At 38.3% G+C, this 14,910-nt stretch carries 14 protein-coding genes and 1 pseudogene; 4 read left to right on the top strand and 11 right to left on the bottom strand.

The window, feature by feature from the left end; all coding sequences use genetic code 11:
• The first annotated feature begins 361 nt into the window (after positions 1-361).
• Both WFH04_RS16945 and ilvA read left to right on the top strand, forming a co-directional pair.
• Positions 362-1,261, top strand: coding sequence for a diacylglycerol/lipid kinase family protein (locus tag WFH04_RS16945; RefSeq protein WP_336825297.1), 900 nt, complete (start codon positions 362-364; stop codon positions 1,259-1,261).
• 211 nt (positions 1,262-1,472) lie between these two features.
• Positions 1,473-2,744, top strand: coding sequence for a threonine ammonia-lyase IlvA (ilvA, locus tag WFH04_RS16940; RefSeq protein ID WP_336825295.1), 1,272 nt, complete (start codon positions 1,473-1,475; stop codon positions 2,742-2,744).
• A 66-nt stretch (positions 2,745-2,810) separates the two neighbouring features.
• Here ilvA and dacB read toward each other — a convergent pair whose 3' ends face one another.
• The 4 genes from dacB to WFH04_RS16920 form a co-directional block, all read right to left on the bottom strand.
• Positions 2,811-4,295: a D-alanyl-D-alanine carboxypeptidase/D-alanyl-D-alanine endopeptidase gene (gene dacB, locus WFH04_RS16935; protein ID WP_336825293.1), complete on the bottom strand. Its 1,485-nt coding sequence runs from the start codon at positions 4,293-4,295 to the stop codon at positions 2,811-2,813.
• A gap of 136 nt (positions 4,296-4,431) precedes the next feature.
• A complete protein-coding gene (locus WFH04_RS16930; protein ID WP_336825291.1) occupies positions 4,432-5,850 on the bottom strand; it encodes an NAD-dependent succinate-semialdehyde dehydrogenase in 1,419 nt (472 codons plus the stop codon).
• Positions 5,851-5,897: 47 nt separating this feature from the next.
• A complete protein-coding gene (locus tag WFH04_RS16925) occupies positions 5,898-7,190 on the bottom strand; it encodes a purine/pyrimidine permease (RefSeq protein WP_336825289.1) in 1,293 nt (430 codons plus the stop codon).
• Between the two features lie 360 nt (positions 7,191-7,550).
• The gene (locus WFH04_RS16920; protein ID WP_336825287.1) at positions 7,551-8,240 is read right to left on the bottom strand and encodes a DUF421 domain-containing protein; all 690 of its coding nucleotides are present in this window, start codon (positions 8,238-8,240) and stop codon (positions 7,551-7,553) included.
• A 169-nt stretch (positions 8,241-8,409) separates the two neighbouring features.
• On the opposite strand from WFH04_RS16920, the gene WFH04_RS16915 reads away from it, so the two are divergent.
• Positions 8,410-8,889: a general stress protein gene (locus tag WFH04_RS16915; protein WP_336825285.1), complete on the top strand. Its 480-nt coding sequence runs from the start codon at positions 8,410-8,412 to the stop codon at positions 8,887-8,889.
• Positions 8,890-9,134: 245 nt separating this feature from the next.
• Here WFH04_RS16915 and WFH04_RS16910 read toward each other — a convergent pair whose 3' ends face one another.
• The 6 genes and pseudogenes from WFH04_RS16910 to WFH04_RS16885 form a co-directional block, all read right to left on the bottom strand.
• Positions 9,135-9,278 (bottom strand): LbetaH domain-containing protein, encoded by a 144-nt coding sequence (locus WFH04_RS16910; RefSeq protein ID WP_336825283.1) that lies wholly within the window; start codon positions 9,276-9,278, stop codon positions 9,135-9,137.
• An 18-nt stretch (positions 9,279-9,296) separates the two neighbouring features.
• Positions 9,297-9,377, bottom strand: a pseudogene (locus WFH04_RS16905) (maltose acetyltransferase domain-containing protein); the annotation flags it as partial.
• 140 nt (positions 9,378-9,517) lie between these two features.
• A complete protein-coding gene (locus WFH04_RS16900) occupies positions 9,518-10,075 on the bottom strand; it encodes a DUF420 domain-containing protein (RefSeq protein WP_336825281.1) in 558 nt (185 codons plus the stop codon).
• A gap of 106 nt (positions 10,076-10,181) precedes the next feature.
• Positions 10,182-10,931, bottom strand: coding sequence for an amino acid ABC transporter ATP-binding protein (locus WFH04_RS16895; protein WP_336825278.1), 750 nt, complete (start codon positions 10,929-10,931; stop codon positions 10,182-10,184).
• Positions 10,932-10,955: 24 nt separating this feature from the next.
• Positions 10,956-11,615 carry an amino acid ABC transporter permease gene (locus tag WFH04_RS16890; RefSeq protein WP_336825276.1) on the bottom strand — a complete coding sequence of 220 codons (660 nt, stop codon included), beginning with the start codon at positions 11,613-11,615 and terminating at the stop codon, positions 10,956-10,958.
• A gap of 21 nt (positions 11,616-11,636) precedes the next feature.
• Positions 11,637-12,419, bottom strand: a complete 783-nt coding sequence (locus WFH04_RS16885) for an amino acid ABC transporter substrate-binding protein (RefSeq protein WP_336825274.1) — start codon at positions 12,417-12,419, stop codon at positions 11,637-11,639.
• Between the two features lie 202 nt (positions 12,420-12,621).
• Here WFH04_RS16885 and WFH04_RS16880 point away from each other — a divergent pair, with 202 nt between their 5' ends.
• Positions 12,622-12,903, top strand: coding sequence for a hypothetical protein (locus WFH04_RS16880; RefSeq protein ID WP_336825272.1), 282 nt, complete (start codon positions 12,622-12,624; stop codon positions 12,901-12,903).
• 190 nt (positions 12,904-13,093) lie between these two features.
• Here WFH04_RS16880 and WFH04_RS16875 read toward each other — a convergent pair whose 3' ends face one another.
• Positions 13,094-14,797, bottom strand: coding sequence for a sensor domain-containing protein (locus WFH04_RS16875; protein ID WP_336825270.1), 1,704 nt, complete (start codon positions 14,795-14,797; stop codon positions 13,094-13,096).
• Between the last annotated feature and the right edge of the window lie 113 nt (positions 14,798-14,910).

The following is a 14,910-nucleotide window of genomic DNA, read 5'->3' as shown; positions in this document are numbered from 1 at the left end:
CGCCTGGAACGGAAAGCGACGGTTGTCAGGGGTTCCCCATTTATTCTCCAACCAGAAAGGGACTATCACAGAAAATCAGTTTTCACTGACTTTCTGGACAGCCCCTTTTCAATCAACTTAAAACAATTCAATAATAATTACAGCAGCTATAATTGCCAATGACACGCCAAGTGCAATCCATTGGCCCTTATCGGGTTTTTCTGGCCTACTATCCCATTTTTGCATCGAACAAACTCCCTTCTGCTTGCTTTACATACTATTTCCCGAAGGCATTAAATATAAACGTTTGAAAATTCGAACGTCCCCTCTATTCAATTTTTCTTTCTCTATGATAAACTGTTAGCAAAAAGTAGGTAGTGAGATGTACTTATTTATTATCAATCCTGCATCAGGAAACGGACGTGCTTTTGATAAATGGTCTGAATTGCAAATGATGCTTCGCAATAAAAAAATTGATTATCAATTTCATATTTGCTCTTCTATTGTAGCAACGAATGAGTTTATCGAAAGGCAATGCAAATTAATGACGATAAAAGCAATTGTTATTATAGGAGGAGATGGTACGACTCATTCAGTTATTCAACATCTTCCATACAAGAATATTCCAATTGCTATTTTACCTGCTGGTTCGGGAAATGATATTTGCAGAAACTTCGGACTAACAAATGATACCAAAACATTTATAGAAAAGCTCTTTATCGCTGATTCAGAGAAAGTTGATGTCATAAGTGTAAATGGCAAAATTGGTTTAACAGTTGTCGGCATCGGTTTAGATGCAATGATTGGAGAAAGGGCCGATCATTCCCTTTATAAAAAGTGGCTCAACATGTTTAATATAGGACGTTTTGCATACCCAATTGCTGCCATTTTTGAGTTGCTGACCTTTACTCCTTTTCAAGCAAAATTATTAGTAGATCGTCAATACATTCCAACTTCGAAAGCATGGCTTATCGCTTGTGGAAACACGAAAAAATATGGAGGCGGTTTAAAAATTTGTCCAACGGCAGATCCAGCTAACGGTAAGTTAGCGCTTACGCTGTTGGATGGCGCTCATCGCGCAAAGGTTCTATTCAGTTTATTTCCACAGCTGCTCATCGGAAAAACAATTCAACAAAAAGAAGTGACTTATTTGTCAGGTAAGCAATTTCATATTCAAACTGATCGAATCATTCCAGTTGTCATTGACGGCGAAATTTTACCTACAGACAATATAACAATCGAAATTCTTCCTCAAGCACTTCAAATCATAAAAACGGTGTGAATCGCTATTTTTTAAATCTCCTGTTGAGATGCTTTCGTCAGATTATGGATGTAATTCTTTTTTTATAAAGAAAACGCTTACATATTTATTCGAATAGTTTTTATGATTGAATTCATTTAAATAAATACGCAATTACAAACTTTCCTATGTTCTTTCTTTTCCTTTCATGTTATTATTAAAAAATCTTCAACTGATTCGGAGGGAACGATATATGGGTAAAGTAGTTATTGAAGAACAGAAGAAGGTTCAAGTGGAAGATATCCTCATTGCCAATCAACTGTTAAAAGACGTAGTGGCGCATACTCCTCTACAGAAAAACGAGCGACTATCAGAAAAATACGATTGCCATGTTTACATTAAACGTGAAGATTTACAACATGTCCGATCATTTAAACTAAGAGGAGCCTACTATAAAATAAAAAGAATTGAAAATGAAGCGCGGGAAAAAGGCATTATTTGTGCAAGTGCGGGCAATCATGCACAAGGAGTTGCATACGCTTGTGCACATTTACAAATTGATGGAAAAATTTTCATGCCACAAACAACTCCAAAACAAAAAATTAACCAAGTGAAAATGTTTGGTCGCGATTATATTGAAATTATCCTTGTCGGGGATACTTTCGATGATTCCTCCGAAAAAGCGATGGAATGCGCAGTAACGGAAGGCAGAATATTCATCCATCCGTTTGACGATGAAGACATTATTGCTGGCCAAGGAACTGTCGCGGTAGAAATGATGAACGATATTGATGAACCAATTGATTTTGTATTCGCAAGCATTGGCGGCGGCGGTCTTATGTCAGGCATTAGCACCTATATTAAAAATCTATCCCCTATGACACAAATGATCGGGGTCGAACCATCTGGCGCAAAAAGCATGAAAGCTTCCTTCGAGAACAATAAGGTGACACCACTTGAAACGATTGATAAGTTTGTTGATGGCGCAGCAGTTAAATGTGTCGGCAATCTGACTTATGAAATTTGTAGAAAATACGTAGACAATATCATTAGTGTCCCTGAGGGCAAAGTTTGCACTTCAATATTGGACCTTTACAATGAACATGCAATTATTGCTGAACCGGCAGGCGCATTACCTATTGCAGCGCTTGATTATTATAAAGAAGAGATTAAAGGGAAATCGGTTATTTGTGTGATTAGCGGTGGAAATAATGATATCGGTAGGATGCAAGAGATTAAAGAAAAATCTCTACTCCATGAAGGACTGCTCTATTATTTCATTATAAATTTCCCGCAACGTGCAGGTGCATTGCGTCAGTTTTTAGATTTCGTATTGGGGCCGGATGATGACATTACTACTTTTGAATATACGAAGAAAAATAACAAAGAAAACGGACCCGGACTTGTTGGTATTGAGCTAAAAAGGAAAGAAGATTACCCGAGGCTGTTAGATCGAATGGAACAAAATGGCTTCCCTTTCAAGGAAGTGAACAAAGACAGTACGTTATTTGATTTATTAATATAACAAAACCGCACCTTCATTGTTTGATAATTCAACAATTGAGGTGCGGTTTTCATAATTATTATTTTATTAATAGATGGGCGTAGTTGTAATCGCTGTTGCAATTTTGTCAATCGAAGGAAGCGTACTATCTTTATGATCTTGCGTCAAAATCGTGAAAACTAATGTTTCTCCGCTTTTTGTCTCTGCATATCCTGCTAAAGATTTGACGTTATTTAAACTCCCCGTTTTAGCTATTACTTTACCTTTTACAGAAGGTGATGCCAATCTATTTCTTAATGTTCCTCCAACGAAACGATCATCAATGCCTGAAATCGGCAGCGATTTTACAAAGCTGCCATACCAAGGTGCATTTCGAACGAGTAATAATAATTCAGTTAATTGCGCTGAGGATACTTTGTTTTTGTGCGACATGCCCGATGCGTCTTCAAAGTGCCATTCAGAAGCGTCTAATCCGATGGATGTTGCATATTCATGCATGACACGCAATCCAGCATTCCAGCTGCCTTCCCCATACACTTTTTTGCCCATCGTTTTTGCTAATATTTCTGCATGTGTGTTATTGCTTAACTTCATAAATGGGATCATCAAATTTTTTAACGGCATTGATTTATGTACCGCCAAGACTTTAGCTGTATCTGGCGCTTGTCTTCGTACATTTTTAGAAGTTGAGCTGAATTTTATTCCTTTTGAAGATAAGGAGCTTTTGAAAATCGCCAATGTATGAGCAGTTGGGTTCGAAACAGTTACCCATTCCCTTTTGCTGCTGCCTACTGGGATGTTACCTGATACCATAATTTTATTCGTTCCGTGTTGCCTTTTAATCGATAAAGTGTTACGTTTCCCTTTCGCTACCGTGTTTGCTTTATTGACAATCGTCACAATACCCTCGTCAGGTGTCACGGATATCTTAGGCTTGTACCCTTTTTTCGTAGGCTTTGCATCTACGATCACTGTGCCAGCGTCATAATCCGCATTTGGCGATAAAGTTAATGCAGAAATTTGAGCAGCATAATAATAGGTTTCATCGCTTTTATCAATGCTTGGCGATAGACGTATATTATCAAACCATTGATCATCTCCGACTAAGTCGCCATTAATCTTTTTTACCCCTAATTTTGATAAGGTTGCGGCAAATTGATCCAGCTCCTTTTTCATTAAAGTCGGATCTCCTTGACCACGTAAATACAAGTTGCCATTTAAAACGCCATTCGATATTGTTCCATCCGTTAATACATCCGTTGTAAAGCGGTAATCTTCCCCTAATGTTTCTAAAGCTGCGGCTGCAGTGAGCAATTTTAAAGTCGAAGCCGGTGTCACTTTTCGGTCTGCATTCGCTTCGTAAACAATTTCTCCGGTTGAGGCTTTACGGACAGTGACACTTGTCATAGCAGACTTCATAGATGCGTCCGATAATATAGCATTAATTGTATTTTCCAAAGACTGATAGGAATTTGTGGCATGGGCTTCAGCATGAGAAGGAAACGGTGTGAACAAAGCAGCAAAAGATAGCATTATAGCTGTTATGAATGTAGCAGTTTTCTTGAAAAACAAAATAATCCCCCTTTTCTCAGTTGTCGCTATCAGTCTATCACTTTTCTTCATTGAATCCTATAGATATTTTGCAAACGAAAAACGGCCATCGGGTTGAATTTTTCCGATAGCCGTACTATTTATTACTTTAGCCGGATTATAGACCGACTGATATATATTTTACTTCGATAAATTCTTCCAATCCGTAATAACCTCCTTCCCTTCCTAATCCGCTTTGTTTAAAACCACCGAATGGCGCTTGTGGAGTCGAAGGCAATCCATCATTCAATCCGACGATGCCATATTCCAATTTTTCACTGATACGAATTCCTCTTGAAAGGTTTTCGGTAAATACATATGCAGCAAGTCCATAAATCGAATCATTTGCCCTTTGAATCGCCTCTTCTTCTGTAGTAAAAACAGTAATTGGCGTAACCGGGCCGAACGTCTCTTCACGCATGCATAACATATTGTCTTGTACATTTGTTAAAATTGTTGGCTCGAAAAACAGCCCTTCTTTACGTTTACCACCGACTTTAATTGTAGCTCCTTTTGAAACAGCGTCATCAACATGCTGTTGAACTTTATTCACTGCGGCTTCGTCAATTAAAGGCCCAATCGTTACGCCTTCATCCAATCCATTGCCGACTCTCAACTCTTTCACACGCTCAATCATTTTAGCTGAAAATTGATCAGCAATAGACTCTTGAACATAAACACGATTCGCACATACACAAGTTTGTCCGGCATTCCTAAATTTTGCTGCAATGACACCGTCCACTGCTTTATCAATATCACAATCATCCATAATAATTGTCGGAGCATGGCCGCCAAGTTCCAATGAAATTTTCTTTACTGTATCGGCGGCACCTCTCATTAACAGCTTACCAACCTCTGTTGAGCCTGTGAAAGTAAGTTTACGCACCCTTTCATCCTTTAACCATGCATCGCCAATTGCCGATGCATCACCTGTCACGACATTGACGACACCTTCAGGGATTCCTGCCTGTAAACATAATTGCACTAATTTAATAGCGGTAATCGGAGTTTGCTCAGCCGGCTTAATGACAACTGTGCAACCAGCCGCTAAAGCCGGTCCGACTTTACGTGTAATCATTGCAGCAGGGAAATTCCATGGTGTAATTACCGCAGTAACCCCTACAGGCTGCTTATGGACGAAAATTCGTTTTGTCGTTTGAGTGGCAGGGATCATTTCTCCATAAATCCTCTTCGCCTCTTCCGCATACCAAGAAATGAAGCCATTTGCATAATTCATTTCTCCACGTGCTTCTGATAATGGCTTTCCTTGTTCTACAGTCATAGTTCTTGATAGATCTTCAATGTTTTCATCGATCAATTCGAACCATCTTTTCAAAAGGCTGCTTCTTTCATATGCCGAACGATTCGACCACTCTTCAAATGCTTGATGTGCAGCGGATACTGCCATTTCAGCCTCTTTAGCGCCTCCTTTCGGAACAGTCGCTATCGTTTCATTCGTTGCAGGATTGACGACCTCAATTACCGGCAGTCCATCTTTAACTTCCTTGCCATCAATAATCATTGGATATGCTTTCATTGTTAACATCCTTCCTTATTGTTTAAAAACTTTATTACATAATGAACTTAAACGGACCGTCTTTTTTTCATTGCTCGTAAAAACTGCTCAACCGTGATTGCCACCAACGTACCTATGATTAATCCATTAGAGAGTACTGCAGAAAGGATCGCCGGCAAGTGCATCATACTTTCAGTTGGAACAAACATTAATCCAACACCGATCATTAGCCCAAGTGCACTTACACGATAACCGATTGTTTTATCATTTTCCATTTCCATTTCTGCAAAAGCCAGTTCAACCATTTTTGCAAATATAGCAAATGTGACCGCATAGGCAACCGGCGCTGGCAGTGCTGCGAAAAATGACATGATTGCTGGAAACAATGTCATGATCATTACAAGAAGGCTTCCTATAATAAAGGGGCGCAATGAAGCCATCCGTGTAGTTCCGACAAATCCTGCTGAGCCGGAAATAGGAACAGGTCCAATCGCTGAGAAAACTCCTGCCAATAAATGATTGATCCCAGAAGCAATCGATCCTTCCCTCGTACGATCAGACACTTCTTTTTGAAAGGAATGCTTCAACAAATTTTCCATTACCCGAATCGATGCCATCATGTTCGCAATCAATAAGAGCGTAATAAAGAATGCTGTTACTACTACTCCACTATCCCAAACAGGCTTGCCGTAAACAAAAACATCAGGGAAGCGAACGATACTATTAGAAGTAGTATGAATAGATTGTGCCTTGCCCAACAAAATGAAAACAATCCAGCCGAACCCAATCGATAGCAACACAGAATATTTTGATACCCACGTCACTTTATGATACATCGTTATAAACGTGACGATTACCGTCAATAAACTTCCAATAAAAACAATGCCATCAATCGGATCAGCTGAAGTTTCAACACCAACCATTCCTTTAATGAATGTTCCACTTAATTGAAAGATCAGCAACATTAAATAAGTGAATGTAACTGTAGGTGTGAACAACCTTTTCATTTTCGAAATAAAACCGAACGCCGCCAACAAAATAAAAAGCACGCCGCTAACGATCATGCCGGTTTGCAATGCTTGTAAAGCATCATCCGCAGTCGCATAGAGAATGCCAACCATATTTGCATAAACGACAAAAATCCCCCACCATAAACCGGCAGGGCCTTCATTAATCGGGAGCCGATGTCCAATAACTGCCTGTACAACACATGCAGTTCCTAAAACGAACATCGTTCTCTGAATGAAGGAAGCCGTTTCCGCAGCATCCATTCCAAACACATGTGCAATGGCAATAGGAGCCGCAATAGAGGACGCGATCAGAAAAACAGCCCATTGTAAACCACCAGCCAACTGCTTCAAAAAACCACCCCAAATCCAAAATGACAAATATTCCTTTCAAATACGCATAATATATCAAATGCGTAAAACAACTTACCTTACAATAAACGACTAGTAAATCAACGTAAATACATATTCATCTAATTCATACGCATATTCAAACAAAAATCATCTATGCACTTAAGCACATAGGAAAGTCACGTCCTATTCCTACTGATTCTCACATAACTTTTTTCAGTCATATACAAAAATATAAGCTCAAACGAATAAGCCCCGGAATAATACGTATAGATCATTCCATATCAAAATTGCGTTCCGATGTCACGATAAAGTATACCACTTCTTTGTAAAAAAATAGGGTAGTAAATACTTGGCAGATTATTATTTGTCATTGCCTTTATAGCTTTGAATAAAAAAACCATGTGAATTGGACCACTCACAATATAAAATCTCCTCTATCACTTTATATCCTTCTTGTGAAAGTCCATCCATAAGCCATTGTCGTGTTTTACCGATCGCATGGAGCACTTCTTCCTGTATTTGCCCTTCATCGATTAACAGCACACTTGGATCCTCTTCTTCTAATTCCAATTTCAAATCAGCAGCTGTGACAGCCTTAAATTTCGCATATTGGTTTATGGAAATTTCACCGCCAGGCTCAATGTATAAGTCCTTCACTTCTCTTAATGAAAAGATCCCTTGCTGCCTCAGCATCGTTCTAAGTTGTTCCATTTCCAGTTGATTTTTATCAAAGAGCTTTTTATTTATTTTCCCATTCTCAATTAGTTGATCTGGTTCCCCTTTTAAAACAACTCGCAATGTATTCGATTTAGCAACTAATTTTTCAATTATATAAATTGCCGAAACCCATATTCCCAGTGAAAACAAAAACATGAATACTGAAGTTTTCCGATCATACAAAGTCTCTTCCAATATTCCTCCAAACATAATTAAATAAATGATGTCATATGGGGTCATTTCTGCTAAATGTTTTTTTCCGAGCAACCGAATGACAACCATAAACGCAATTAATCCAATTACCAATTTCATGCCGTTTATTATGTAATCCATAAATACTCCTCCTATTAATAGCAAGCTACCTTGAAATTACCCTTAATAACAGTTTCATAATCAATCGGTAAATGATCTTCATTGAAATTAAAATGTAAAAGTTTCAGATTCATATTTTAGGGTATTTTTCAAATAGCATGATCAACAATAATTCAGGAGGCGTATACACATGGTACAAAGACGTGTAGTTGGATATTATGATACAGAATCTGAAGCGGTGGCAGCAATTGAGGATTTAAAGCGACAAGGCTATCGTTCTGCTGATATTTCAATCATAAGCAAAGATAGAGATCGGGCCGGACATATTGAGGATGAAACCGGAACACATGCCGCGGACGGTGCTGCAACAGGCGCTGCTACCGGGGGTGTATTAGGTGGTCTCGGAGGTGTTTTGGCTGGCTTAGGTGCACTTGCCATACCTGGTATCGGCCCGATTATAGCTGCTGGACCGATTGTAGCTGGCATAACAGGCGCCGCAGCAGGTGCAGGTGTTGGTGGATTAGCGGGTGCTCTCATCGGAATGGGAATTCCCGAAGAAGAAGCAAATCGCTATGATCAATATTTTAATGAGGGAAAAATACTCATTTTAGTCGATAGTGATTATATTGATCCAGAACGTCCAGATAATCTTGATCGCCCGTTTGTTTAATGAAAAGACCGGCATGCAAAAATTGCATGCCGGTTTTATTTGTGTATAATGCTGCATTCAATGAATATAAAATACAAACTATAACTTTACAAATCGCATCTAAAGTAGATAATCGAATTGCTTATGCACTATTACCATTTTTCAAAATCGATAAATTTACCACCGCAATCGCTCAACAGCATGTCCGGCAGTATATATGCCAGCATTTAGGCCTGTCAAACAATTGTCGCCGATGACTACCTCTGCTATATGTAAAATTGTGCAGTTGTATCCGCATAAAACTGATCTCCAACGTGAAGATTATATCCAATGTCAAAATGAAAATTATGTTCGATATTTGGATATACACCTGTTCTGCCGAATAGCTCTTTAATGATCTCCTTTTTCAATTTGTCATCTTCAAAAGGACTATCATTCAATTTACGAACAAGAGGATCGGCACGGAAATTCTTTTTACGAAGCTCTTCGGTTTCTCTTTCATAATAAATTTTCTACCTTTTTTTCATAACAAAACCTCCATTTATGCTTCTCATTTACACTACCATACGATTGGAAATCATTATTATTTCCTCATACATATAAAAAATACCCTTTCCCAGAATGCACCGAGAAGGGGTATTCAAACCTATTAATAATACGGTGAAATTAATATGTAAACTAACACACCTGTAAAGCTTACATACAACCAAATCGGCATCGTCCACCTTACAATTTTCCGGTGGCGCTCATGCTCTCTATTCCAAGCACGTGCAACACTTGTCAATGCAAGAGGCACGATAACTGCAGCTAACACAATATGTGTAATTAAAACAAAATAATAGACGTATTTCAAAATTCCATCCCCGCCATATGGTGTAGATGGCGAAACATAGTGGAACGTTACATATGTAACTAAAAATAACGTAGTCGTAACAAACGCCGCGTATATAAATTTTTTATGGACATCCACTTTTCTCTTTTTAATTGCAATAAGAGCTGCTACTAAAAACAGAAATGTGAACGTATTAAATATTGCATTCATTAAAGGCAGAATCGTTACATCGAACGCATCAAAATCTTCTACCCCCGGCAATCCCGACAGTACACCGATCGCGCCGATGAGTATGACCGATAATAGTATAATAGCTGGACGATAATTCCTCTTTTTAAAAGGCTTCCCTTGTTGCTCTCCGATAGATTGGCTCATGCACAAAATACATCCTTTCCAAATCTCTTCTACATCGTAGTTTAACATATTTTAACCGTACAAATGCCATGTTCACAGTGATGTCGAAAAGACTTTAAAAACTGAATTATTTATGCAAGCTTCTTTGGAGAAATGCTCGCGTCCGATCTATTTTCGGATTTTCAATTACTTCTGAAGGAGTACCAGCTTCTACAATTTTACCATCATCCATGAAAATCACTTTATTGGCGACCTCTTTGGCAAAACCCATTTCATGCGTAACGACAACCATCGTCATCTGTTCAGTCGCAAGATCCTTCATCACTTGCAGCACTTCACCAGTCAATTCAGGATCCAATGCCGAAGTAGGCTCGTCAAATAATAGAATATCTGGCTCCATCATTAACGCCCTTGCGATTGCGACTCGTTGTTTTTGACCTCCTGACAAACTTGCCGGGAACACATCCGCTTTCTCCGATAAACCGACTTTCTTCAATAGCTCTAAACTTTTTTCTCGTAACTGTTTTACAGGTATCTTTTTTGTTAACTTGGGAGATAGTTCAATATTCTCAACGACTGTGAGGTGTGGAAACAGATTGAAATGCTGAAACACCATTCCCATTTTAGATGTAATCTTTTTCAGTTCGGAAGGTTTGGAATAGACGCCATCTTGTACCATTGGATTACCATCGACAATAATGCTGCCCTCGTCAATCTCCTCCAAATGAATTAAACTTCTGAGCATCGTACTTTTACCCGAACCCGATGGACCGATAATCGCAATTACATCATTCCGCTCAATTTCAAATGTAATTTGTTTTAGCACTTCAATCGTGCCGAAGCTTTTTTTTACATTATTCACTTCCAAAATAGCCATCTTATCCACATCCTATCTGATCCATTAACTGAAGCGCATTCGTCTTTCCAATACTTTAAAAAACATTGTTAACAATAACGTAATGAATAAATAGATTACACCTGCCAACACAAAAGGCACGATTGTAAAATCTCTATTTACTGCAGTTTGTGCAAAATGTAATAGCTCTGGTACAGCAACTGCATATAGTAAGGCTGTATCTTTTACTAACGTAACGGATTCATTTGCTACCGCTGGAAGTGCGATCCTAAACATTTGAGGCATTACGACTCGAGTAGTTGTCTGAAAGCGATTCAAGCCAAGTACTTGAGCGGCCTCAAACTGTCCTTTATCAATCGCAAGCAAGCCGCCTCTGAAAATTTCCGCAAAATAGGCTGCATAATTCAATATAAATCCTAAAGATGCAGCTACAAACCGATCCAACACTAAATATTCACCGATAACAGGTATTAATGGTAATCCAAATACAAAAAACAATAATTGAAGCAACAAAGGAGTGCCACGCATTACGTAAATATATCCATTTGTCAACCATGCGAGCCACTTAATTGAGCTTGTAGAAGCAAGTGTTAACAGGAACCCTAAAGGAATTGAAACGATAATGGCAATCAAAAAAAGCAAAATCGTTGCTTGTGCACCCTCTAACATGGGTTTTAAAATGGAAAGTAAATAATCGATCGACATAATCGCTCGCCTCCTTATTCGTTATTTTAAAACTTTAGATTCGCCAAACCATTTTTGCGATATCTTCTCTGCTGTTCCATCATCATTTAATTGATTTAAAGCGTTTTGCAACTTGTCCAACAATGCTTCATTTCCTTTTTTTACACCAATTCCATACAACTCAGAGGATAACGATTCATCCAGTACTTTGAATTGCCCTTCCTCTTTTGCCATATAATAATCAATGACAACTTCATCAATGACAACTGCATCCACACGGCCAGCTTTTAAATCTGTTAAAGCCAAAACATTATCTGCATACTCTGTTATAGATTTAACTGTCTGTCTTACAGGACTTCCATTTAGCGCATCAGCTGCGGAGGACAAGGCTTGCAAAGCAACATCTTTATCGGATAAATCCTCTAAACGATCGATTGATGAATCCGCTTTTGTGACGATGACTTGCTCGTTTTCTAAATAAGGCTTCGTAAAAAGGACTTTTTCTTTTCGGTCATTTGTAATCGTATAGCCATTCCATATTAAATCAATACGTCCACTGCTTAGTTCTGTTTCTTTCGTCTTCCAATCAATTGGCTGAAATGTAACTTCCATTCCCATTGCTTCTCCTGCAGCCTTTGCATACTCAATATCAAACCCAGTCAATTCATTGTTTTCATCTCGGAAGCCCATTGGTGCAAACTTATCATCTACCCCGATTACGAGTTTAGCCTGATCGCCGTCTGCACTACCATTACTATTTCCGCATGCTGATAAAGTGATGAGCAAGGTTGAAGCTATGATTATATATGCCAACAATTTTTTCATAATATTATATCCCCTTCCGCTTCAATGCTTTAGTTCGTTAACGTGTTAACAATATAACATAAAATAGTTTTCTTTGAAACAGCCTATTAAAAATAGTACTATTCCCTATTTTCACTATAATCAAAGAGGTTTAACATTACCGAAAAACGGCTATTCTATTTGAAACATTCCCGATCGCAAGGGATGTGAAGGAGGAGAAGTAATGGACAACAAATACAATGATGGCCAAGCAGCCGAAGAAAAACGCCGGAAGAGTAAAATGGATAAAGATTTTGAAAATGATTATATTGCCAATGAAAAGATGTTGAAAGACCATAAGCATATCGAAAGAGAGATGGAATCACAAACACATGAACCAAACGGCGTAAATCCAAAATCTAAATTTGAAAAAGGCTTGAGCTTCCAAGAGGATGTCGAGCAATCAAAATTAGAGCGCATGGATCCAAGTGGTCCAGAGCCAAATAGCATTTATCCGCAAAAATAAACACTTTTGCTCTATTGACATCAAACAAACGCACTGAAATGAATCCCTCAGTGTGTTTTTATTTGACTTTAAGTTGCTAATGTAATTTCTTTATCGAATGAATGTCTTCGTCTATAGGTTGAATAAACAAAAAAGAGACACGAATTCCTATATGAATGGTGTCTCTCTGAATACAATCTATTTCATTTTCCTATTCAAGACTATCTGAATACAGCATATACGAATTGCGTCCGTTTTTTTTCGAATTGTATAACGCGCGGTCCGCAAATGTCAACAATTCATCAATTGTCGTGCCGTCTTGAGGATACATTGCTGCACCCACACTCGATGTTGTTGTAAAATGATGGCCTGCGATATTCCACTCACTTTGTAAGTTTTTCACAATTCGATCAGCAGTTGCTTTCACATCATCTTCGTCTATAATGTCTGGCAACAGTAAAAGGAATTCATCTCCTCCTTGTCTAGCCAATACGGCTTGATCAGAAAGGATTCCAGATACTCGAACCGCAAATTGTTTCAACAATTCATCGCCAGTGGCATGTCCTAAATGATCATTTACCCATTTAAACTTATCGATATCCAAATAAAGTAACGCGAATTTCAAATGATTCGTCTTTGAATCCAATAAAACTTGTTTTAGTTTCTCTTGGAATAAACGCCGATTTGGCAAACCTGTCAACTCATCATGAAAAGCCATCTGTTTCAGCTTTTCCCGCATTCTTTTTTTCTCTTCAATTACACGGGAAACATATAGTAAGAAACCTTTGCCATTTTCTTCATCGATAAAATAAGTGCCTTTCGCTTCAAGCCAAATCCATTCCAATGTTTTATGGCGATATCTAAATTCCATTTCATTTGTGCCTTTCGTTTGAAATAGCTCATTCATTTTACGCTCAATCATAGGTAGATCATCAGGATGTGCTTTTCCAAAAGCTCTATTTCCTTCATAATGCTCAGGCATGTACCCTAATATAGAGGAAGTGGAAGGCGATGCGTATTTAATATTCCTCTGATCATCGACGATCGTCAGCAAATCTGTCATATTTTCTGCGATTAAACGATACTTCTCTTCACTCCGTATTAGAGCTTCTTCAATTCGTTTTTTTTCTGTAATATCTTTAAATAGTACATGGACAGATAGGTTGTCTTCAAACTCTATACCGATAAATGTAATTTCTGCAGTAAACACCGAATGATCGGCGCGCACCATTTTTAGTTCAATTGTTTGGGCAGGTATATTTTCTTCATTAGCTAATTGTCTAATCATCCTTTTTATAATGCTATGTGATTCAGGATGGGATAGTTCCAATACATGCCGCCCTAAAACTTCAGACGGGTGGCTATAACCTAAAAGCTTTACTGCTGCTTGATTTATATACTTAATGATTCCGCCGCTTTGTACATAACTGGGCTCCGGTAAGGCGTTCAGCAATGATTTGTATTTGTTTTTACTTTTATTTAGAGCTCTTTCCCATTCTTTTCGTTCAGAAATATCGCGGGATATTGCAGAAAATGCAATCACCTTTCCATGCTCGTCGCGCAAAGGCGAAATCGATATATTGACAGGAATAAGCGTCCCATCTTTTTTAAGACAGTTCACTTCTTTTATACTTCCATTATTCGCTACTTGTTGACGTTCTTTATGCACTTGTTGAAGACGCTCTTCTGGAATCGTAGGCATTGGCTTCCCAATTATTTCTTCGGCTTTCCAACCGTACATTTCTTCAAATGCTTTATTCACTTGAATTACATTGCCGTTTAAATCGATAATATCCATCGCATCAGCAGATGTTTCGTAAATGGAACGCAAGTTCTCAGACATTTTTTGTAAATCAATTCTATTTTGAACAAGACTCGTTAAGTCTTTTACAATAAATAAAATGTTAACGAGCACATGGCACTGCCTGTCGTTTTTGAGACAATAATAAAACACCTTCTAAGCAGCCTTTAGTCGGTATTCAACCGGCGATTGGCTGTTTAGTTTCGCTTGAATTCGGATATTGTTAT

Origin of the sequence: Sporosarcina sp. USHLN248 (assembly GCF_037144575.1) — a bacterium.
Taxonomy (GTDB): Bacteria; Bacillota; Bacilli; order Bacillales_A; family Planococcaceae; genus Sporosarcina; species Sporosarcina contaminans.
Note: the sequence above shows the minus strand (reverse complement) of the source record. Positions and strands in the feature narration are given on the sequence as shown.